This window comes from Streptomyces sannanensis, assembly GCF_039536205.1.
Taxonomy (GTDB): Bacteria; Actinomycetota; Actinomycetes; order Streptomycetales; family Streptomycetaceae; genus Streptomyces; species Streptomyces sannanensis.
On record NZ_BAAAYL010000001.1, the window covers coordinates 1,434,061 to 1,455,499 of the forward strand.

The 21,439-nt window shown below is 68.8% G+C and carries 18 protein-coding genes, 1 rRNA gene and 2 pseudogenes; 9 read left to right on the plus strand and 12 right to left on the minus strand.

All coding sequences use genetic code 11. The features are described from left to right. Positions 1-270: 270 nt before the first annotated feature. Together ABD858_RS06585 and ABD858_RS36735 are read right to left on the minus strand one after the other, a co-directional pair. Positions 271-1,796, minus strand: a 16S ribosomal RNA gene (locus ABD858_RS06585). Positions 1,797-2,420: 624 nt separating this feature from the next. Beyond that, positions 2,421-3,026, minus strand: coding sequence for a DNA-3-methyladenine glycosylase (locus tag ABD858_RS36735; protein WP_425586309.1), 606 nt, complete (start codon positions 3,024-3,026; stop codon positions 2,421-2,423). Between ABD858_RS36735 and ABD858_RS36740 the strand changes: the two are divergent. Further along, a pseudogene (locus ABD858_RS36740) lies at positions 3,005-3,082 on the plus strand (hypothetical protein); the annotation flags it as partial. The gene ABD858_RS36735 and the pseudogene ABD858_RS36740 sit on opposite strands and share 22 nt — an antisense overlap. 367 nt (positions 3,083-3,449) lie before the next feature. Here ABD858_RS36740 and ABD858_RS06600 read toward each other — a convergent pair. Together ABD858_RS06600 and ABD858_RS06605 are read right to left on the minus strand one after the other, a co-directional pair. Beyond that, entirely contained in the window at positions 3,450-4,061 is a 612-nt protein-coding gene (locus ABD858_RS06600) for a DNA-3-methyladenine glycosylase (protein ID WP_345035180.1), read from the minus strand. An 8-nt stretch (positions 4,062-4,069) separates the two neighbouring features. Next, a pseudogene (locus ABD858_RS06605) lies at positions 4,070-4,261 on the minus strand (DNA-3-methyladenine glycosylase); the annotation flags it as partial. Between the two features lie 132 nt (positions 4,262-4,393). Between ABD858_RS06605 and ABD858_RS06610 the strand changes: the two are divergent. The 3 genes from ABD858_RS06610 to ABD858_RS06620 all read left to right on the plus strand — a co-directional run bounded on the left by ABD858_RS06610 (position 4,394) and on the right by ABD858_RS06620 (position 7,141). Continuing rightward, on the plus strand, positions 4,394-5,176 hold the full coding sequence (locus ABD858_RS06610; protein WP_345035181.1) for a sporulation protein: 783 nt from the start codon (positions 4,394-4,396) through the stop codon (positions 5,174-5,176). Between the two features lie 735 nt (positions 5,177-5,911). Next, positions 5,912-6,448, plus strand: a complete 537-nt coding sequence (locus tag ABD858_RS06615) for a YbhB/YbcL family Raf kinase inhibitor-like protein (RefSeq protein WP_345035182.1) — start codon at positions 5,912-5,914, stop codon at positions 6,446-6,448. Between the two features lie 186 nt (positions 6,449-6,634). Further along, positions 6,635-7,141: an HNH endonuclease gene (locus ABD858_RS06620; protein ID WP_345035184.1), complete on the plus strand. Its 507-nt coding sequence runs from the start codon at positions 6,635-6,637 to the stop codon at positions 7,139-7,141. A gap of 43 nt (positions 7,142-7,184) precedes the next feature. Here the strand turns inward: ABD858_RS06620 and ABD858_RS06625 are convergent, their stop codons facing one another. From ABD858_RS06625 to ABD858_RS06640, 4 genes are all read right to left on the minus strand, one after another. Continuing rightward, positions 7,185-7,961 carry a sulfite exporter TauE/SafE family protein gene (locus ABD858_RS06625; protein WP_345035185.1) on the minus strand — a complete coding sequence of 259 codons (777 nt, stop codon included), beginning with the start codon at positions 7,959-7,961 and terminating at the stop codon, positions 7,185-7,187. Positions 7,962-8,042: 81 nt separating this feature from the next. Further along, the gene (locus ABD858_RS06630; RefSeq protein WP_345035186.1) at positions 8,043-8,981 is read right to left on the minus strand and encodes an SPFH domain-containing protein; all 939 of its coding nucleotides are present in this window, start codon (positions 8,979-8,981) and stop codon (positions 8,043-8,045) included. A gap of 91 nt (positions 8,982-9,072) precedes the next feature. Further along, on the minus strand, positions 9,073-9,501 hold the full coding sequence (locus ABD858_RS06635; RefSeq protein ID WP_345035187.1) for an NfeD family protein: 429 nt from the start codon (positions 9,499-9,501) through the stop codon (positions 9,073-9,075). A gap of 76 nt (positions 9,502-9,577) precedes the next feature. Next, complete coding sequence (locus tag ABD858_RS06640; RefSeq protein ID WP_345035189.1) at positions 9,578-10,369, minus strand: ABC transporter ATP-binding protein; 792 nt, start codon at positions 10,367-10,369, stop codon at positions 9,578-9,580. A gap of 134 nt (positions 10,370-10,503) precedes the next feature. Here ABD858_RS06640 and ABD858_RS06645 point away from each other — a divergent pair, with 134 nt between their 5' ends. Continuing rightward, positions 10,504-11,289: a hypothetical protein gene (locus tag ABD858_RS06645; protein WP_345035190.1), complete on the plus strand. Its 786-nt coding sequence runs from the start codon at positions 10,504-10,506 to the stop codon at positions 11,287-11,289. 94 nt (positions 11,290-11,383) lie between these two features. Here ABD858_RS06645 and ABD858_RS06650 read toward each other — a convergent pair whose 3' ends face one another. The 3 genes from ABD858_RS06650 to ABD858_RS06660 form a co-directional block, all read right to left on the minus strand. Then, on the minus strand, positions 11,384-11,632 hold the full coding sequence (locus ABD858_RS06650) for a chaplin (RefSeq protein ID WP_345035191.1): 249 nt from the start codon (positions 11,630-11,632) through the stop codon (positions 11,384-11,386). 138 nt (positions 11,633-11,770) lie between these two features. After that, complete coding sequence (locus ABD858_RS06655) at positions 11,771-12,415, minus strand: response regulator (protein ID WP_345035193.1); 645 nt, start codon at positions 12,413-12,415, stop codon at positions 11,771-11,773. After that, on the minus strand, positions 12,408-13,553 hold the full coding sequence (locus tag ABD858_RS06660; RefSeq protein ID WP_345035194.1) for a GAF domain-containing sensor histidine kinase: 1,146 nt from the start codon (positions 13,551-13,553) through the stop codon (positions 12,408-12,410). Before ABD858_RS06660 ends, ABD858_RS06655 begins: the two co-directional genes overlap by 8 nt. A gap of 180 nt (positions 13,554-13,733) precedes the next feature. On the opposite strand from ABD858_RS06660, the gene ABD858_RS06665 reads away from it, so the two are divergent. The 3 genes from ABD858_RS06665 to ABD858_RS06675 all read left to right on the plus strand — a co-directional run bounded on the left by ABD858_RS06665 (position 13,734) and on the right by ABD858_RS06675 (position 16,793). Next, the gene (locus tag ABD858_RS06665) at positions 13,734-14,429 is read left to right on the plus strand and encodes an SDR family NAD(P)-dependent oxidoreductase (RefSeq protein ID WP_345035195.1); all 696 of its coding nucleotides are present in this window, start codon (positions 13,734-13,736) and stop codon (positions 14,427-14,429) included. 157 nt (positions 14,430-14,586) lie between these two features. Beyond that, positions 14,587-15,798 carry an S-adenosylmethionine:tRNA ribosyltransferase-isomerase gene (locus ABD858_RS06670; protein ID WP_345035196.1) on the plus strand — a complete coding sequence of 404 codons (1,212 nt, stop codon included), beginning with the start codon at positions 14,587-14,589 and terminating at the stop codon, positions 15,796-15,798. A gap of 257 nt (positions 15,799-16,055) precedes the next feature. Continuing rightward, positions 16,056-16,793, plus strand: a complete 738-nt coding sequence (locus tag ABD858_RS06675) for a transglycosylase SLT domain-containing protein (RefSeq protein ID WP_345035197.1) — start codon at positions 16,056-16,058, stop codon at positions 16,791-16,793. Between the two features lie 64 nt (positions 16,794-16,857). Here ABD858_RS06675 and ABD858_RS06680 read toward each other — a convergent pair whose 3' ends face one another. Then, positions 16,858-19,392 (minus strand): ABC transporter ATP-binding protein/permease, encoded by a 2,535-nt coding sequence (locus ABD858_RS06680; protein WP_345035198.1) that lies wholly within the window; start codon positions 19,390-19,392, stop codon positions 16,858-16,860. Positions 19,393-19,604: 212 nt separating this feature from the next. On the opposite strand from ABD858_RS06680, the gene ABD858_RS06685 reads away from it, so the two are divergent. Further along, entirely contained in the window at positions 19,605-21,251 is a 1,647-nt protein-coding gene (locus tag ABD858_RS06685; protein ID WP_345035199.1) for a streptophobe family protein, read from the plus strand. The last annotated feature ends 188 nt before the right edge of the window (positions 21,252-21,439 follow it).

The window sequence follows — 21,439 nt, forward strand, 5'->3', positions numbered from 1 at the left end:
CTCGCGTCCACTGTGTAGTTCTCAAGCAACGACCAGCCACCCATCACCCCGCCAGCTGACTGACGAGTTCACTGGGGCCGGCGTCTGAAGGACGAGCATCGCTCGCTCCCTCAGGACCCAACAGCGTGCCCGACACGTCCGGTCTCAGATGCTGCGTTCCACGCCGAAGCAGTACTAGCAGTCCTCATCCCGATCGTGCCGAATAATCAACGTTCCACCCATGAGCAACCGTGCGAGACATTTGCTCGCAGTCGGCTATGTGCTCCTTAGAAAGGAGGTGATCCAGCCGCACCTTCCGGTACGGCTACCTTGTTACGACTTCGTCCCAATCGCTGGTCCCACCTTCGACAGCTCCCTCCCACAAGGGGTTGGGCCACCGGCTTCGGGTGTTACCGACTTTCGTGACGTGACGGGCGGTGTGTACAAGGCCCGGGAACGTATTCACCGCAGCAATGCTGATCTGCGATTACTAGCAACTCCGACTTCATGGGGTCGAGTTGCAGACCCCAATCCGAACTGAGACCGGCTTTTTGAGATTCGCTCCGCCTCGCGGCATCGCAGCTCATTGTACCGGCCATTGTAGCACGTGTGCAGCCCAAGACATAAGGGGCATGATGACTTGACGTCGTCCCCACCTTCCTCCGAGTTGACCCCGGCAGTCTCCTGTGAGTCCCCATCACCCCGAAGGGCATGCTGGCAACACAGAACAAGGGTTGCGCTCGTTGCGGGACTTAACCCAACATCTCACGACACGAGCTGACGACAGCCATGCACCACCTGTATACCGACCACAAGGGGGCGACCATCTCTGGCCGTTTCCGGTATATGTCAAGCCTTGGTAAGGTTCTTCGCGTTGCGTCGAATTAAGCCACATGCTCCGCTGCTTGTGCGGGCCCCCGTCAATTCCTTTGAGTTTTAGCCTTGCGGCCGTACTCCCCAGGCGGGGAACTTAATGCGTTAGCTGCGGCACCGACGACGTGGAATGTCGCCAACACCTAGTTCCCAACGTTTACGGCGTGGACTACCAGGGTATCTAATCCTGTTCGCTCCCCACGCTTTCGCTCCTCAGCGTCAGTAATGGCCCAGAGATCCGCCTTCGCCACCGGTGTTCCTCCTGATATCTGCGCATTTCACCGCTACACCAGGAATTCCGATCTCCCCTACCACACTCTAGCCTGCCCGTATCGAATGCAGACCCGGGGTTAAGCCCCGGGCTTTCACATCCGACGTGACAGGCCGCCTACGAGCTCTTTACGCCCAATAATTCCGGACAACGCTTGCGCCCTACGTATTACCGCGGCTGCTGGCACGTAGTTAGCCGGCGCTTCTTCTGCAGGTACCGTCACTTTCGCTTCTTCCCTGCTGAAAGAGGTTTACAACCCGAAGGCCGTCATCCCTCACGCGGCGTCGCTGCATCAGGCTTTCGCCCATTGTGCAATATTCCCCACTGCTGCCTCCCGTAGGAGTCTGGGCCGTGTCTCAGTCCCAGTGTGGCCGGTCGCCCTCTCAGGCCGGCTACCCGTCGTCGCCTTGGTAGGCCATTACCCCACCAACAAGCTGATAGGCCGCGGGCTCATCCTTCACCGCCGGAGCTTTCAACCCTCTCCCATGCGAGAGAAAGTGATATCCGGTATTAGACCCCGTTTCCAGGGCTTGTCCCAGAGTGAAGGGCAGATTGCCCACGTGTTACTCACCCGTTCGCCACTAATCCACCCCGAAGGGCTTCATCGTTCGACTTGCATGTGTTAAGCACGCCGCCAGCGTTCGTCCTGAGCCAGGATCAAACTCTCCGTGAATGTTTTCCCGTAATCGGGAGTGACACTCGCGTTGAGCGGAACAGTCGGAGGAATGATCCGACCGTTCACAGCGTCCTCGCTGTGTTTTCGCCTACCCACCACAAGGGCAAGTAGGACTTTTCAAAGGAACCTCGTCTCAAGAGAGACGGGGTATCAACTAATCTGGCGTTGATTTTTGGCACGCTGTTGAGTTCTCAAGGAACGGACGCTTCCTTTGTACTCACCCGCAGCGATATTCTCTGGGGCTTTCCTCCGGGCGCTTCCCTTCGGTGTTTCCAGCTTAGCAGATCCGATTTCCGTTTCCGCCACCCGCTGGAGCGGGCTGCCGTGAAGTTCTCCGCTTTCGCGTTTCCCTTTCCGGCGGTTCCGACTCTATCAGATCCTTTCGGCGTCTGATTCCCAGTCAGAGGGGTTTGTCTTCCCGGCTTTCGGGCCGTTCCGACGTCCACGACACTAGCCGATTTCCCTGCGATTCAATAATCGAGTCATTGGGCTCGAATTCCGGCATGCCGAAATCGACCCGTAAGGGCTGATCAGTAGATAGTGGATGGCCACTTCGGGATGCCGAATGGCAGTGCCCGGTACAAGCGGCTCGGGCTACGTTAGGCGTCCGGCAGGGCCGAGTCAAGTCGACTTGCGGCGTGGTGCGTGGGCTCGGTAGGGGCTCACCGTGGGGTCGTCGGCGATCCAGTAGCGCCAGGGGTGGGTGGCTCCGTCGCCGCCGATACCCGTGCGGGGGCCGCTGCGTACCTGGTCGGAGGGGGGTGGGGTGCCCGTGAGTACGGACAGAGGGGAGCCGGGGCCGGCGCAGACATCCGTGCCGTCGAGGGCGCGGGTGATGTCGAGGGCGGTGGCCAGACGGGCCGGGCCTTTGGCCAGTTCCTTCTCGTTCTGGGCCGGGATTCGCCGTTCGCGGGTGAGCTTGGCACCGGCGCGCACCTCACCCGCGCGGAGGAGTACACCGCTGGCGGTGCCCTCGGGGTCGCACACCAGATTGAGGCAGCAGTGCGAACGATCATCTACGCCAGGCTCAGCCCGACCCCGAGGGGCGAGGAGTCCAAGGGAGGGAACCTGACGCAACAGGTCGAACTGAGCCAGGCGCTGTGCGACCGGAACGGCTGGACGGTTGTCGAGGTCATCACGGAGAAGGACTCTTCCGTGTCGTTGAGGGCCGCAAAGTGTCGGCTCGCGGTCAAGGCCGGAGGCGCGTGGTCGAGCTGGTTCGGACAGGTGCGGCTGATGTCGTCGTAGCCAGGCACTACGACTGCCTCTCCCGCACGACACGAGACCTGGTCGAGTTGGTGGACCTGACCGAGGAGACATGCGTTCACCTTCCCGCCGCACAGGCTCAGGGAGACGGCAGGGGGCTGGCGCACCCTTGCCCTTCTGGAGCAGGTAAGGCGGAAGCAGGAGGCAGGCGGCCCCGGACCGGGACGACACAAGGCCCAGCGCCTTGGCGCGGGCTACCGCGTTACGCGTGCTCTGTTCGGACAGCGGTTTGCCGCCCTTGCCCAGCAGTACGGCCAACCGGCCGGGACCGAAGCCTGCGTGTCCGTGCCGGTCGGCCCATCCGATGGCGGCAAAGTGAACGCGGTCTTCGGACCCAACTCCGCGCCGACCCACCGGCGAGCCGCGAGCAAGGCGCACAGCGGCTCAGGCTCCGGCGGACGGCTTGGCTCTCGGGCTCAGTCGGTACGCCGAGACCGTTGGATCATCGGCGAGGTAGAAGCGGTGCTGCCAGTCATGGGCTTTGCTCACGCCTACCCGAGGACCGACCCGGATGAGTGCGGCGGGTACCGGCTCGCCCTCGGACAGCGCGACCGAGGCGCCTGTCAGCAGGTCTGTGCCGTTGTGCTCTGCCGTGATGCCGAGCGCTTGGCAGAAGTTCCCCGGACCCCGCGCGAGACGTGGACTCTCGACCTTGCCCCCTCGCCGCTCGTGGGCCAGGTCTTCCCCTTCGATGACCCTGCCTGCCCGGATGAGGACAGCTGTAGCGATGCCGTCTGGCCCAGTGACGATGTTGGCGCACCAGTGGAGTCCGTGAGACCGGTAGACGTACAGGTGTCCCGCGGGTCCGAACATGACGGCGTTTCGGGGTGTCCTGCCTCGGTAGGCGTGGGAGGCGGGGTCGGCCGAACCGGAGTATGCCTCGGTCTCCGTGATGGTGATGCTCACGGTTCCCTCGGGGGTCTCATGGGTGAGGATGGCACCGAGCAGCTTGGGGGCGACTTCTTCGGCGGGGTGAGCAAGATCCATGACGTTCATGCCGACCGCCTTGACATGAAGGTGTGCGAGCCGGGGTCGGCCTCGCCCGCGTACGCCTCGACCTCGGTGAGGCGGAGCTCGATCGGACCGTCGCCGGTGAGGCGGACCAGGGTGCGGCCGAGCAGATCCGGGGCGACCTCGAGGACCGGGCGGTCGAAGAAGTCCCTGGGCAGTGGCGTACGGTCGGGGGCCTCGATCATGGCCTACGAGCGTAGTCGAATCGCTTGGTACATGTGGGTGGTCGAGCGACCGGTCGCTTGCCACGGTGAAAGGTGCGGAACCGGGACCCGGCTCTCCGCGTTTGTACGGATCAGAGTCGAAGGAGGAACAAAATGGGGTTCAAGCGGCTGCTCGCGAGCCTGGGTGCCGGTGGTGCGTCGGTGGAGACGGAGCTGACCGAGTCCAACGTCGTGCCGGGCGGTGTCGTCCAGGGCGAGGTGCGGATCCAGGGCGGTTCGGTGGCACAGCAGATCGAGGGGCTCTCCGTCGGTCTGCAGGCGCGGGTCGAGGTCGAGAGCGGCGACCAGGAGTACAAGCAGGACATCGAGTTCGCGAAGCTGCGGCTGGGCGGTGCCTTTGAGGTGCAGGCGGGTGCGGTGCACGTGGTGCCGTTCGGGCTCGACATCCCGTGGGAGACCCCGATCACGCACTTCCAGGGCCATCACCTGCACGGTATGAACATCGGTGTCACCACGGAGCTGGAGATCGCGCGCGCCGTGGACTCGGGCGACCTGGACCCGATCAACGTGCACCCGCTGCCGGCGCAGCAGGCGATCCTGGACGCCTTCGGGCAGCTGGGCTTCCGCTTCCGGAGCGCGGACATGGAGCGCGGCCACATCCGCGGTACCCGGCAGAAGCTGCCCTTCTACCAGGAGATCGAGTTCCTCCCGCCGCAGCAGTACCGCGGGCTGAACCAGGTCGAGCTGAGCTTCGTCGCGGACGGCAACGAGATGGACGTCATCCTTGAGATGGACAAGAAGCCGGGGCTGTTCACCGAGGGCAGCGACTCGTACCGGGCCTTCACCGTGGGGCTGCACAACTTCCAGGGGACCGACTGGGCCGCGTACCTCAACCAGTGGCTCGCCGATGTCGGCGGACGGCGCAACTGGTTCTAGGAGCGTCCTGAAGATCTTGGAATCGCGCCCGACTCGCACCGGTTCATGGCGATTGGCATTTACCGGCAATCCGGGGCGAGTCAGGCGGCCGGAGCAAGACCTTCATCGGTCTTCTAGTGCTGCGGCCGGAAAGGTTTGCCGGGAAGCTCGAGACTCCCCCAGCTACCGCTGGGGGTGCCCCCAGAGGTGCCCCCAGGTGCGGTGCATCGCAAGGCGGAGCATCGCAGCTCGTACTCGGCCGTACTCGCGGGATGCGACAACGCTGGGGGCACCTCCCGTGCCCGAAGGGCTACGGGGGAGAGGTGCCGTGCCGGACGTCGCGAGCCGGTGAACCTTTCTGGTCACAGCAGTAGGTCCTGTGCGGCCGGTCAGGCCGGATCAGGGAGCGCCCGCCGCGGAGCGGCTGGTGTCTCGTGGTGCCGTGCATCGCAAGGCGGAGGAGGGCCCGCCGCGCAGCGGCTGGTGTCCACGCATGCGGTGGGGGGCACCTCTGGGGGCACCCCCAGAGGTGGCTGGGGGAGGCGGCTGGGGGACATCGGCGACCGACGACAACGGTGGGGGTACCTCCCGTGCCCGAAGGGCTACGGGGGAGAGGCGCGCCCGCCGCGGAGCGGCTGCGGTGACATCAGCCGCTTCGCGGCGGGCACCGAGACGCCGCGAGCCCGGCATGACCAGCCGGACAGGGCCTAAGGTCGGGCCAGGACAGACGATCGCCGACGATCAGGAGGTGCCGACGTGGCCGAGCGCACGAGGCCGCCGCTTCCCCATGACTTCCACCCCGAGGTGCCCTCGTTCACCGTGGTGAGCGAGGACGTCGAGCCGGGTGCCGTGTTGAAGGACGCTCAGGTCTACGCAGCCGGGAACACCTCGCCGCAGCTGCGGTGGGAAGGGTTCCCGGCGGAGACCAAGAGCTTCGCCGTGACGTGCTTCGACCCCGACGCGCCGACCGGCAGCGGGTTCTGGCACTGGGTGCTGTTCGACGTCCCGGCGTCGGTGACGGAGCTGCCCCCCGGTGCGGGCAGCGGCAAGTTCGAGGGCTTGCCGGCGGGCGCGGTGCACGCGCGGAACGACTACGGGTCCAAGGACTTCGGCGGGGCGGCGCCGCCGCCCGGCGACCCGGCACACCGCTATGTGTTCACCGTGTACGCGGTGGACCAGGAGAAGCTCGGCCCCGACGCCGATGCTTCACCCGCGGTGATCGGCTTCAATCTGCGGTTCCACACTCTGGGCCGCGCTCAGCTGATCGGTGAGTACGCGAGTTCCGCGCACTGAGCGTTCTTCTTCCGTTTGCCCGCCCCTGGTCTTGGAGAGACCGGGGGCGGGCAGTCTTTTTGCCGGGGGATCCCGGGGGTGTCTCCCGGGAGAACACAGATATTGCGTTGTCCATCTCGGCGAGCCCGGCCAGAGTTGCTTCCAGCCCGCCATCGGGTGGGCCAGGCGCTATCGGAGGTGGGCACGATGCGGGACACGTTGGTACTGAATGCAAGCTTCGAGCCACTGTCGACGGTGACACTCAATCGTGCCGTGGTCCTGGTACTTCAGGACAAAGCCGTCGTCGAGCAGGCCCATCCCGGACTCCGTGTACGCGCGGCCGCCGTCGATCTTCCGGTGCCGCGGGTGATCAGGTTGTGCAGGTACGTACGGGTGCCTTTCCGAAGACAGGCTCCATGGTCGAGGCGGGGTGTGCTGATACGGGACCAGCACCGGTGCGCGTACTGCGGGAAACGGGCGACGACGGTGGACCATGTCGTACCGCGGGCGCAGGGTGGCCAGGACACCTGGCTGAATACGGTGGCGTCCTGCGCGGAGGACAACCACCACAAGGCGGACCGTACGCCGGAGCAGGCAGGGATGCCGCTGCTGCACCAGCCGTTCGTGCCGTCGCCGGCGGACGCGATGCTGCTGGCGATGGGCGCGCGCGACCGGTCCGAGCTGCCGGAGTGGCTGGGGCAGTCGGCAGCGTAGCCCTGCCGACTGCCCGGGAGTCCGCCTCAGTGGAGGCGGACTCTCATCCCCCGATCGTGAGTTGGATGATTGCGAGGACCCCGACGGCGATGATCACCCCGCGCAGGACCGGGGCGGGGAGGCGGCGGCCCACCTTGGCGCCGATCTGGCCGCCGATGGTCGATCCGACGGCGATGAGCAGGACGGCCGTCCAGTCGAATTCGGCGACGAAGAGGAAGAAGAGGGCGGCGACTCCGTTCACGACGGCCGCGAGGATGTTCTTGAGCGCGTTGATCCGTTGAAGGGTGTCGTGGATGAGGAGGCCCATCAGGGAGAGGTAGAGGACTCCCTGTGCGGCGCCGAAGTATCCGCCGTAGGCGCTGGCGAGCAGCAGGCCGACGATGAGGACGGCGCCGCCGTCGGGGTGGACGTCGTTGCCGTTGGCCTCGCGGCGGCGCTGGACGGCCCGGGCGAGGCGCGGTTGCAGCAGGACGAGAACGAGCGCGACGCCGATCAGTACGGGCACGATCGTGTCGAAGGCCTCAGAGGGCAGGGCCAGCAGCAGGATCGCGCCGGCCAGGCCGCCGATCAGGGCGGTGAGGCCCAGGCGGATCACCCGACGGCCCTGGCCCTGGAGTTCGCGGCGGTAACCGATGGCGCCGCTGATCGAACCGGGCACCAGGCCGAGGGTGTTGGAGACGTTCGCGGTGATGGGCGGCAGGCCGGTGGCCAGCAGCACCGGGAAGGTGATCAGGGTGCCGGAGCCGACGATCGTGTTGATCGTGCCGGCGCCGACGCCGGCGGCGAAGACCACGAGTGCTTCCCAGATGGACAACGCCATCTCCTTACACGTCAGTGAGACGCCTCCCCGCCATGGAGGTCGAGGGGCCTCACCGATCATGCATGAAGAAGCGTGTACGCGTCAGTCGATGGGGGGCTGCTCCCGGCGCTCCGTGCTCTCGTTCGTGGGCCTGTTGTCGCCTCCCGCGGGGTTGAAGCTGCCGATCGCTCCGGACAGGCCCTTGAGGGCGTCGCCGATCTCGCTGGGCACGATCCAGAGCTTGTTCGCGTCTCCTTCGGCGATCTTCGGGAGCATCTGCAGGTACTGGTACGAGAGCAGCTTCTGGTCCGGGTCACCGGCGTGGATGGACTCGAAGACCGTGCGGATCGCCTGGGCCTCGCCCTCGGCACGCAGGGCGGCCGCCTTGGACTCACCCTCCGCACGCAGGATCGCGGACTGCTTCTCACCTTCAGCGGTGAGGATCTGCGACTGGCGGATACCTTCGGCGGTGAGGATCGCGGCACGCTTGTCACGGTCGGCGCGCATCTGCTTCTCCATCGAGTCCTGGATGGAGGTCGGCGGCTCGATGGCCTTCAGCTCGACGCGGTTGACTCGGATGCCCCACTTGCCGGTGGCCTCGTCGAGGACTCCGCGCAGCGCGGCGTTGATCTCCTCGCGGGAGGTGAGGGTCCGCTCGAGGTCCATGCCGCCGATGATGTTGCGGAGGGTGGTGACGGTGAGCTGCTCGATCGCCTGGATGTAGCTGGCGACTTCATAGGTCGCGGCGCGGGCATCGGTCACCTGGTAGTAGATGACGGTGTCGATGTTCACGACCAGGTTGTCCTGGGTGATCACCGGCTGGGGCGGGAAGGGGACGACCTGCTCGCGGAGGTCGATCCGGTTGCGGATCGAGTCGATGAACGGGACGACGATGTTCAGCCCCGCGTTGAGCGTACGGGTGTAGCGGCCGAAGCGCTCGACGATGGCGGCGCTCGCCTGCGGAATGACCTGAATCGTCTTGATCAGGGCGATGAAGACCAGCACCACCAGAATGATCAGGACGATGATGATCGGTTGCATCGCTTCCCGTACCCTTCGCTTCGCGGACGATCTTGGTAGTCAGTTTTCCAGACCGCCGCCCCTGGTGTGGGGCGTTCGGCTCACAATTGGCTCACATCACGACAGCTGTTGCCCCGTCGATCTCGACGACATCGACCTGCTGGCCGGGTTCGAAGCTCTGGCTCGCGTCGAGCGCCCGTGCCGACCAGACCTCGCCGGCGAGCTTGATACGGCCTCCGGAGGCGTCCACTCGTTCCAGGACCACGGCTTGACGGCCTCTCAGCGCATCGACGCCGGTGGCCAGTTGGGGGCGCTGCGAGCGGTGCCTCGTGGCGACGGGGCGCACCACGGCGATGAGTGCGACGGAGATCACAGCGAAGACGAGCACTTGGATGACCACGCCACCGCCGAGCCCAGCGGTCACCGCGGCGGCGACCGCACCTACGGCGAGCATGCCGAATTCGGGCATCGCGGTGAGTACGAGCGGGATGCCGAGAGCTACCGCGCCGATGAGCCACCACACCCATGCGTCGATGTTCACAAGGTCATGGTAGGACCGGGGCCGCCTCGCGGACAGTGCGTCTCCGGGAGGCGGGACCGGGACCGGGAGAGCGAGATCAGGAGAGCGGGAGGCCCTGGGCGGTCCAGCGGTCACCGTTGCGCTCGACGACGAGCGGCAAACCGAAGCAGTGGGAGAGGTTGCGGGAGGTCAGCTCGGTCTCCATGGGGCCGGCGGCGAGCACCTTGCCCTGGCGGATCATGAGGACATGGGTGAAGCCGGGGGCGATCTCCTCGACATGGTGGGTGACCATGACCATCGAGGGGGCGAACTCGTCCCGGGCGAGCCTGCCCAGGCGGCGCACCAGGTCTTCGCGGCCGCCGAGGTCCAGGCCCGCCGCGGGCTCGTCGAGGAGCAGCAGTTCCGGGTCGGTCATCAGTGCGCGGGCGATCAGGGTGCGCTTGCGCTCGCCCTCGGAGAGCGTGCCGAACTTGCGGTCCAGGTATTCGGTCATGCCGAGACGGTCGAGGAAGGCCCGGGCGCGCTGCTCGTCGACGTCCTCGTAGTCCTCGTGCCAGTGCGCGGTCATGCCGTACGCCGCGGTGAGCACCGTCTCGAGGACGGTCTGACGCTTCGGCAGCTTCTCGGCCATGGCGATGCCGGCCATGCCGATACGGGGGCGGAGCTCGAAGACGTCGACCTTGCCGAGCTGCTCACCGAGAATGGTGGCGGTGCCGCGGGTCGGGAAGAGATAGCTGGATGCGATGTTGAGGAGGGTGGTCTTGCCGGCGCCGTTGGGGCCGAGGATCACCCAGCGCTCGCCCTCCTTCACCGACCAGGAGACGTCGTCCACCAGAGCGCGTCCGTCGCGGACCACGGATACGTCCACCAGCTCCAGTACATCGCTCATGGTCGCGTTGTCTCCCCATGCAATCGGTCTCGGCTCCCGGGGCTGTGCGGTGCGCGCCGGTGGGCGGCCCCCGGGAAAACTCCATGGAGAAACCTACGCCACCCGTCGGGCGGACCGGTCCTTAGGCTGGTCCCATGCTCTCGGAACCTCGCTCAGGACGACTGACTGCCTGGGGAAATGCCCTTTTGGCCGGAAATGTTTCGCCGGATGACGCCGCTCACTCGATCGTCGGGGAGGACGCGGTGCACCGGGTGGACGGTCTGCCCGGCGAAACCGGGCCGGTCGGGCTCACCCTGGCGCTGGGCAGGCTGCGGGCGCTCGGGGTGACCGGCTTCCGGGTGGCGCTGCCCGCGCCGGGGCATCCGCTGGGGCTGAGCGGGCCGCCGGAGTTCAATGCGCGGGCGCTGGAGGCGGAGGAGGCCGTCGTCTGCCACGGGGGTGCGCTGGGGCTCGTACCCGAGGTGTACGAGGCCGGGCCGGCCGGGGATCTGCATGTCGAGGTCGTCTGGCACTGTCTGCCGGTGCGGGAGGCGCCGCCGGCCGATGTGCCGTCGCTCGGCGAGGCGGAGCGGGAGCTCGCGGAGGCGCTGCGCGAGGCGACGGTGGTGCTGACCCGGCTGGACGTGGCCGGATCCGGGCCGGTGGCCGAGGCGGCGATCGACGCCTACCGGGCGCGGGCGCACGCGGGCCATGAGGTCCTGGCCCCCGGGTATCCGTCGCGGGCGGTGCGGGTGCTGGAGCTGGCACGGCGGGTGGGTCTGCTGATCTCGCTGGCGTACGAGCGCGGGCACGGCGGGGCGGTGAGCGCGTCGGAGATGGGCGCGCGTGCGGCCGCGCTGCGGCCGGTGGAGCGGGTCACGCGGCGGGCGCAGGTGGCCGCGTACAACGCGTATGTGGAGGCGCAGGAGCGCGGTCGCTGACGCGGGCCGGATTGCCGCGCTCCCGGCGCGCCTGGGCCCGTGCACACACACGGGACGGCCCTCCAGGTGGGGCTGGAGGGCCTGTCGAAGCGTGTCAGTTGTTGACGCAGGTGTTGCCGAAGGCCGGGTTGAGCAGGCCGATCACGTTGACCGTGTTGCCGCAGACGTTCACCGGGATGTGGACCGGGATCTGGAGCAGGTTGCCGGAGAGAACGCCCGGGGACTGGACCGCGGCGCCGTTCGCGTAGGCGCCGCCGGTGTGGGCGGAGGCTGCACCGGCGCCGACGGCGACGATGCTTCCGGCGATCGCGGTGACGGCGGCGGCCTTCTTCAGGGTCTTCACTTCAGGTTCCTCCTAGCGATTGCTGCGACCCCTCGCCGCAGCACGCCATGAAGAACGCCCGAGCCGCCGCCAGGATGCGCCGTGTGGGTGACTTACACCCGACGGTATGAATCTCGGTTTGGAGGATGACCCTCCGATTCAGCCCGCCACCCCGTGCCGGACGGCCCACAGAGCCGCCTGGGTACGGTCCGCCAGGTCCAGCTTCATCAGGATGTTCGAGACGTGCGTCTTGACAGTCTTCTCGGAGAGGACGAGCGCGCGGGCGATCTCCCGGTTGGAACGGCCGTCCGCTATCAGGCCCAGCACCTCCCCCTCGCGTTCCGTGAGGGTGGTCCCCCGGCCCGTACCGCCGTTGGACTCGTCCTGGGAGAGAAGCGCGCCGGCCACCTCCGGCTGGAGCAGCACATGGCCCGCGTGGACCGAGCGGATGGCGCCGGCCAGCGCGTCCGGGTCGACGTCCTTGTACACATAACCGGAGGCACCCGCGCGCAGGGCGGGGACGACGGTGCGCTGCTCGGTGAAGCTGGTGACGATCAGGACCCTGGCCGGGTTGGTCAGCTCACGGAGGCTGCGCAGCGCCTCGATGCCATCCATGCCCGGCATCTTGACGTCCATGAGGATGACGTCGGGGCGGAGCTCCTCAGCCCGGGCGACGCCCTCCGCCCCGTCCGCCGCCTCGCCGACGACCTCGATGTCGTCCTGCACCTCGAGGAACGTCCGCAGGCCGCGGCGGACCACCTGGTGGTCGTCGACCAGCAGTACGCGGATAGTCCGGTCAGCCACCGGGCACCTCCATCTCGATCGTGGTGCCCTTCCCGGGCGCCGATTCCACGCGCAGTGTGCCGCCCGCCCCGCTCGCCCGGTCGCGCATCGAGACCAGGCCCAGATGACGGCCGGCTCTGCGGACCACGGTGGGGTCGAAGCCGATGCCGTCGTCCGTGACGCGGAGCAGCGCGCCCTGGCCCCGGCGGGCGAGCGAGACGTCGACCCGTTCCGCGCCGGAGTGACGCAGCGCGTTGTGAAGGGCCTCCTGGGCGACGCGCAGCAGTGCCTCCTCCTGGGCGGCCGGCAGGGCCCGTACGCCGCGGCTGTCGAAGGTGACATGCGCGGTGTGGGCCCGGTCGAGCACCTGTATCTGCGTACGGAGGGTGTTGACCAGACCGTCCTCGTCAAGGGCTGCGGGGCGCAGCTCGACCACCGCGGCGCGCAGTTCGTCGGCGGCCTCCGCGGCCAGCGCGGCGACCTGCTGGAGCTCACCCTTGGCGCGCACCGGGTCGCGGTCCACCAAGGCGGCGGCGGCCTGGGCGGTCAGCCGCAGCGAAAAGAGCTTCTGGCTGACGGCGTCGTGCAGCTCATGGGCGAGGCGGGAGCGCTCCTCGGCGATGGTCAGCTCGCGGCTTCGCTCGTAGAGCCGGGCATTGGTGAGGGCGATTGCGGCGTGCTGGGCGAGGATGCCGAGGAGCTCCTCGTCCTCACCGGTGAATCCGCAGCCGCCCTCGGACCTGGCGCGGCGCTTGTTGGCGAGGAAGAGCGCGCCGATGATCTCGTCGCCGTCCCGGATCGGCAGGCCCAGGAAGTCGGACATGTCGGGGTGCGCGGCCGGCCAGCCCTCGAAGCGCGGGTCCTCGCGCACGTCCGCGAGCCGCTGCGGCTTCGCGTCGTGCAGCATCGCGGCGAGGATGCCGTGCTGGCGCGGCAGCGGCCCGATGGCCCGCCACTGCGCGTCGCTGACACCGTCGACCACGAACTGGGCGAAGCCGCCGTGGTCGTCGGGTACGCCGAGGGCGGCGTACTCCGCGTCGAGCAGCTCGCGGGCCGAGACGACGATCGTCTTCAGGACGTCGCGCACCTCGAGATGCCTGCTCATGGCCAGTAGCGCGGTGCTCACTGCGGACAGGCCTGACTGGGGGCCGAGGGTCATGAGCTCACCGTACCGGCGGGGTGCGAAGGAACGTATCGGCCGGAGGACGGCAGGGACCGGGGCCTGCGGACTAGGTCCAAGTGCGTTGTGCGGCCGGGACCCGGGCACGAGGCGGCGCGGGCGGGCCCGTTCCTAGGTTGGGGGCAGTCGAACGAGGTACGAGTCGAGGGGATGGGCGTCATGCCGGTTGCGATCATTACTGGGGCGTCGCGTGGGCTGGGGCGCGCGCTGGCGGCGGCATTGGCCGGGCGGGGCTGGGACCTGGTGCTGGACGCCCGGACCGCCGTCGTACTGGCGGAGACGGCGGGCGAGCTGTCCGCCCTCGGTGGGCGCGTGGTGGCGCTGCCCGGCGATGTCACGGATGCCGCGCACCGCAAGGAACTGGTGGCCGCGGCGCAGGGGCTCGGTGGCCTCGATCTGCTGGTGAGCAATGCGAGCGCGTTGGGCGCCGAGCCGCTCGTGCGCCTCGAGGAGCTGATGCTCGACGGGCTGCGGCAGGCGCTCGAGGTCAATGTGGTGGCGGCGCTGGGCCTGGTGCAGGAGTCGCTCCCGCTGCTGCGGGCGTCGGAGTCGGGCACGGTGATCGCGGTCAGTTCGGACGCGGCCGTCGAGGCGTACGAGACATGGGGCGGGTACGGGGCGTCGAAGGCGGCGCTGGACCACCTCGCCGCGGTGCTGGCGGCCGAGGAGCCGGAGCTGAGGGTGTGGGCGGTCGACCCGGGCGATATGCGTACGGAGCTGTATGCGGCGGCCGTGCCGGGCGACGAGTCGGGGCGCCCGGAGCCGGAGACCGTGGTCCCGGCGTTTCTGCGACTGCTCGACGTGCGCCCGGCGAGCGGGCGGTACGCGGCGCCGGCGCTGCTGGAGGCGAAGTGATGACAGCAGCCACCACTCGACGGCCGGAGGCCGGCGCAGCCGGCCGAAGCCTGGAAGGCCCCCCGGAGCCGAGCAGTGCAAGGGCGGCGTCAAAAGGATCGGACGTGCGCCCGGCGGGCGGGCGGTACGCGGCGCCGGCGCTGATGGAGGTGGCGTCGTGACACGGGCCACCACTCGTATGCCCCGGACAGCGGCCGGGTGCTGCGTCGGCGCGGGTGCGAGGGCGGCGCCAGGTGGACCGGTCGCGCTGCGGGTGCCGGAGGAGCTGTCGGCCCGGGTGCCGGCGGAGCAGCGGGGTACGGGGCGCGATGACGTACGGCTGCTGGTGTCGCGCGGCACGGAGGTCTCGCATCACGCCTTCCGTGAGCTTCCGGAGCAACTGCGGGCCGGGGACGTGCTGGTGGTCAACACCTCGGCCACGTTGCCCGCGGCGGTGGACGGAATGCTGGGCCGGGAACGGGTGGTGGTGCATTTCTCGACGCGGGGGGACGACGGACGCTGGGCGGTGGAGCTGCGCACCCCTGACGGCCGGGGCAGTACCCGGCCGAGGCCGGGCGGCCCCGCGGGGGCTTCGGTGCGGTTTCCGGGCGGGGCCGGTCTTGTCCTGGAGGAGCCGCTGAGCCCGGCCGGGGACCGGCTGTGGTGGGCGCGGGTGCGGCTCGGCGAGCAGGGAGTACGGGGCGGCGACATGGGGGAGCTGTTGCGGCGGTACGGGCGACCCATCCGCTATGCCTACACGGACCGGGACCAGCCGCTGTCCGCGTATCAAACGGTGTTCGCGCACCCCTCCCCCGACGGCTCGGGCTCCGCGGAGATGCCGAGCGCCGCGCGGCCCTTCACGGTGGAGCTGGTCGCCGAGCTGGTGCGCCGGGGGGTGCAGTTCGCACCGGTGACGCTGCACACGGGTGTGGCGTCGGCCGAGGTGCACGAGCCGCCGTATCCGGAGCGGTTCGAGGTGCCGGCGGCCACGGCCTGGCTGGTGAACGCGGCCCGCGCGGCTTGTCACGCGGCGCGAAGCGCCTCCTTGAGGGGTGGTGCTCGGGCGCCGGGTGGGCGGATCGTCGCGGTCGGTACGACGGCGGTGCGTGCCCTGGAGTCGGCGGCGGGTGACGACGGGGTGGTGCGCGCGGCCGCGGGGTGGACGGATCTGGTGGTCACGCCGGAGCGCGGGGTCCGTGTGGTGGACGGGCTGCTGACGGGGCTGCACGAGCCCGAGGCCTCGCATCTTCTGATGCTGGAGGCGATCACCGGGCGGGAGGCGCTGGACCGCGCGTACACCGAGGCGCTGCGCCGTCTCTATCTGTGGCACGAGTTCGGCGACATCCACCTCATCCTGCGGGACGAGAGCGTTCACCCTTTGCATTGCTGACGCAACCACTGGTGAAGCCGTGATGTGTCCGATGTGAGCCCGGACATAGGACTCACGTCACTTACGAAGTCACATAGTGGATCATAAGGGCGCCATGAGCGGGGTTTCGCGACTCCTTTGTCCTAATTTGCACCGCCCGGGTCCACTATCGAGGCTCGTACATCACATCTTTGCCAGGGCATTTTGCTGCCGCTAAGAATTGCCGTCGCCGCGTGGCTCGACCACGCGGCGTCCGCTATTCGAAGAGGTACGTCTGCATGAACGCGTCCAGCATCAAGGCTCGTCTGACCACAACCCAGCGCCGGGTCTCGATCGCCGGTGTCGCCGCAATCGGCGCCGCGGCCATCACGTTCTCGCTGGTTCCGGACAACAAGGCCGCCGTGGCCGAGCCCCAGGCCGCCGCGGCCCCGCTGGCCTCGGTCGACAGCAGCAACACCTTGCAGGCCAAGACCCTGCAGGCGGGCCTCACGACGCAGGAGTCGACCTCCGAGAAGATGGTCCGGGCGGCCACCGCCAAGGCCGCCAAGGCCGAGCAGGCCCCCGCCGTGAAGGTGCAGGCCCTGGCCACCGCGCCGGTCAAGCCCCAGTCTGCGGCGAAGGCCGAGGCCGCCGTGGCCAAACGCGCCACCGTCGAGCAGCCCGCGAGCCGTACGGCCGCGCGCAAGCCGGTCTACGCCGACAACCTCGACGGCTGGATCCGCGAGTCGCTGGACATCATGCAGGCCCAGGGCATCCCGGGTACCTACCACGGCATCCACCGCAACGTCATGCGGGAGTCCTCCGGCAACCCGTACGCCGTCAACAACTGGGACGTCAACGCCGCCAACGGCATCCCGTCGAAGGGCCTGCTCCAGGTCATTCCGCCGACGTTCAACGCGTACCACGTCCCCGGCACGTCCTGGAACATCTACGACCCGGTCGCGAACATAACCGCCGCGTGCAACTACGCCGCCGACCGCTACGGCACGATCGACAACGTCAACAGCGCCTACTGAGCCGCTTCGTGACAAAGGGCGGCACCCCACACGGGGTGCCGCCCTTCTCGCGTGCCCGGATCCGCTACTTGCGCATGACCTCGGGCTCGTGCCGGCGCAGCAGGCGCGCGACCACGAAGCCGCACGCGACGCCGATGGCCAGCAGCACGGTGATGTTGATGCCCCACTGGCTCGCCGTGTGCTCCCACAGCGGGTCCAGGTTGGTGGGGTCGCCCTGGTCCCACGGCGGCATCAGGTGCGCCAGGTCCAGGGTCGCGCCGGTGCCGGCGATGGCCCAGCGGGACGGCATCAGCCAGGCGAACTGCTCCAGACCGGGCGTGCCGTACACCTGGAAGAGGACGCCGGTGAAGACGACCTGGACGATCGCGAACATGACCAGCAGCGGCATGGTCTTCTCGGCGGTCTTCACCAGCGAGGAGATGACCAGGCCGAACATCATCGAGGTGAAGCCCAGGGCGATGACGACCAGGCACAGCTCGACGGCCGGCAGGCTCTTGACGATCAGGCCTTCCTCGGGCAGCTCACGGGTGGCGAAGCCGATGGCGCAGATGATCGCGCCCTGGACGGCGGTGATCATTCCGAGCACTATGACCTTGGACATCAGATACGCCGAGCGCGACAGGCCGGTGGCCCGCTCCCGCTCGTAGATGACCCGTTCCTTGATCAGCTCACGTACGGAGTTGGCCGCGCCCGAGAAGCACATGCCGACCGCGAGGATCAGCATGATCGTGCCGGCGTCGCCGTTGAACTTCGCCGGCGGCTTCGGCGGCGCGAGGCCGAAGTCGGCCGGGATGACCACGCTCACCACGCCGAGCACGGCAGGCAGGATCACCATCAGGCCCATGAAGCCCTTGTCGGACGCGATGACCGACACATAGCGGCGGATCAGCGTCCACAGCTGGGAGCCCCAGCCCTGCGGCTTGGGCGGGCGCATCGCCTGCGCGGCCGGCACCTGGGCCGACTGCGGGGCGACGGCGTCGATGTCCGCGGCGTACATCTGGTAGTGCTGCGAGCCCTTCCAGCGGCCCGCCCAGTCGTAGTCGCGGTAGTTCTCGAACGCCGAGAAGACATCGGCCCAGGTCTGGTAGCCGAAGAAGTTGAGCGCCTCCTCCGGCGGACCGAAGTACGCCACCGAGCCGCCCGGCGCCATGACCAGCAGCTTGTCGCACAGCGGCAGCTCGGCCACCGAGTGGGTGACCACCAGGACCGTACGGCCGTCGTCGGCGAGGCCTCGCAGCAGCTGCATGACATCGCGGTCCATGCCCGGGTCGAGGCCGGAGGTGGGCTCGTCCAGGAAGATCAGCGACGGCTTGGTCAGCAGCTCCAGGGCGACGGAGACGCGCTTGCGCTGGCCGCCGGAGAGCGAGGTGACCTTCTTCTCCTTGTGGATGTCCAGCTTGAGCTCGCGCAGCACCTCGTCGATGCGCGCCTCGCGCTCCTGCTCGGTGGTGTCCGCGGGGAAGCGCAGCTTGGCCGCGTACTTCAGCGCCGTACGGACCGTGAGCTCCTTGTGCAGGATGTCGTCCTGCGGAACCAGACCGATGCGCTGGCGCAGCTCGGCGAACTGCTTGTACAGGTTCCGGTTGTCGTAGAGGACATCGCCCTGGTCTGCGGGCCGGTAACCGGTGAGCGCCTTGAGCAGGGTGGACTTTCCGGAGCCGGACGGGCCGATGACCGCGACCAGTGACTTCTCCGGTACGCCGAAGGAGACGTCCTTGAGGATCTGCTTGCCGCCGTCGACCGTGACGGTGAGATGGCGCGCGGAGAAGGAGACCTCACCGGTGTCGACGAACTCCTCGAGGCGGTCGTCCACGAGGCGGAAGGTCGAGTGACCGACACCGACGATGTCGTGCGGGCCGAGCAGCGCCGAGCCCGACTTGGGCAGCGGCTGGCCGTTGACGTACGTACCGTTGTGGGATCCGAGGTCACGGATCTCGAACCGGCCGTCGGGGGTGGCGTGGAACTCGGCGTGGTGGCGCGAGACCTGGAGGTCGGAGACGACGAGGTCGTTGTCCAGCGCACGACCGATCCGCATCACCCGGCCGAGGGCCAGCTGATGGAACGTCGTCGGACTGCGGTCACCGTAGACCGGCGGGGCCCCCGCGACACCGCCTGCGTCCGGTGCCTGCTGCGCGAACCGACCGCCGCCGGACCCCTGCTGAGGAACCCTGGCCTGCTGCTGCTCCGGCTGCTGCCAGGCCTGCTGCGCGCCCTGCGCCCGGTTCTGCGCGGACCAGCCGCCCTGCTGGGCCTGCTGGGCCTGCTGGGCCTGCTGGGCCTGCGCGCTGTGGACACCGGCGGCCGACCCGGCACCGGAAAGGTTCAGCCGCGGGCCGTCCGTGGCATTGCCCAGATGCACAGCGGAGCCGGGACCGATCTCCATCTGGTGGATCCGCTGCCCCTGCACATAGGTGCCGTTGGTGCTGCCGTGGTCCTCGATGACCCAACTGCGGCCGCCCCAGCTGATGGTGGCGTGCCGCCAGGAGACCCTGGCGTCATCGAGCACGATGTCACCCTGCGGATCGCGTCCCAGGGTGTACGGCCTGGACGGATCGAGCGTCCAGGTCCTTCCATTCAATTCCAGTACGAGTTCCGGCACTCCGCGCCCCACTACTTGTCCCCCGAGTGACCCCCGACACAGGGAGTCTAGGGATGGCGAACATCGTGGGGAACTATTCCAGTTCCGCTCCCGCAACCGAAAGCCGGGCCTCGCGAAGACCGCGCTCAGGCTTGCCCCGTCGCCCCGTTGACTCAGGAGAAACACACCCGGACCATGGTAACCGCCCATGAGTGCGTACGGATCATGCACAAATGGGACAACTCGAAGCAGCTCGGGGGGTCCTGGTGGAGGCGAGCGACAACGGCGGCCTGCGGTGGGGCGATGCACTGCTCGCTTCCGTCGCCGCGGTGAGCTGGGCGCTGGTCGGGATGGTGGGCACCGCGGCGCTCGGGCTGCATCTGCTCGGCGCGGACACGGCCGGATCGCTCGGGCCGATGACCGCCGCCGTGGTGGTGCTCGCGATAGGCGGATCCGTCAGCCCCTCCGGCGACGTGTCGGCGTTCGGCCTGGACGCCTCGGAGGCGCGAACAGCCGTCGACATCACGCCACTCGGGGTCGCACTCGTGGGGGCGCTGCTGCTCGCCCTCTTCTTCCTGCGCTCGCTGAGAAGCGCGGGAAAGGTGATCGGCGCGGCCGAACTCGCCGTACGGGCGGGCGCGGTGGCCGCACTGTTCGTGACGCTGACCGGAGGCCTCGCCTGGGCCGGCCACGACCTCATCACGTTCGACGGTACCGCGCTCGGACTGGACAAGGTGCCGGACGGCGGCGGTGCCGGAGGCGGCCTCGCCGGCATACTGCCGGACGGACTCGGCGACCTCGGCGGGCTGTTGCCGGACCGGCTGGGAGATCTGGCACAGGCCAAGGCCTCGGTCGGCTTCACGGTGAACACCGCGGACTCGCTGGCGGGCGCGGCCCTGTGGGTCCTCGGGGTCCTGCTGATCTGTCTGCTCGCCTCGCGCCGTACACCGTTGCCACGCGGCTGGGAGTGGGTGCACCGCACGGTGCGGCCCGCGGTCTCGGCGCTGGTGGCGGTGCTGCTGGTGGCGGTCGTGGCCGGGTACGCCGCGGCGGTGTACGCGGCGATCGGCGACGACCAGCCCCGCCGGATCGCGGGCGCCGCCCTGCTCGGGGCGCCGAACGGGACGTGGCTCGGCGTCCCGCTCGGGCTGCTGGTGCCGTGGGAGGGCAGCGCGAAGGGCGAGCTGGCCAAGCTGCTGCCGGACCCGCTGGCCGAACTGCTGCGGGTCTCCGTCGGCACGCCGGTCACGCTCGGCCGGCTCGCCGAGTTCAACGGGGGGGTCTGGCTGTTGGGGGTCGCCTGTGCGGCGATGATGCTGTACGCCGGGGTGCTCGCGGCGGTGCGCACGCCCCGTCGGCGGCTCTCGGCGAGCGACTTCGCCGGACGGTGCGCGCTGCGTCTCGGCGCGGTCACCGCGCCGGCCCTGGCACTGCTGGTGTGGCTGACCGGGGTGTCGGTGGACGCCTCGCTGTCGGTGCTGGGGTTCGACGCGTTCGGGGCGGGCATCGAGTTGCACGGCAGTGAGCCCATGGCGCTGCTGCTGGGTGCCGCCTGGGGCGCAGGCGCGGGCGGTGCGGGCGCGCTGCTGGCCTGCGCGACGGGGGCGGCGGGGCGGCGGGCGGCACCACTCGCCGTGAGCGGTCCGGGCAGACGTACGGACCGCACGTATCCGGACCTGGCCTATCTGCCGGGGCCGTACAACCCGTCGCCGGTGTACCGGCCCTCCCACGAGGAGACGAACCCGTACCTGGGCCCGGCGGACGGCGCCCATGGCGCGCCGACGGTGTACGGCGCGCCTCCTCCCCCACCGCCACCCGCTCCCGTACGCCGTCCCGAGGACGGCCCGCCCCCTCCGGGGGTCCCTCGCGGCAGGGGCTGACCGGCCGCCCATCCCCCCGGCCGCCGCAGCCGCTCGGCAGCAGAGGTCCGGGTCAGGCATGGCCGGCGACGGCGGTCCTGCGCCATCGCGAGAACGCCGCGACTCGCCGTGATCACGGAGCCACATGGAAAATTCAGGCATGCCTGACCCAACCTGACGCTCTCGGCGGCAGGACTGCGCGCCGGGGA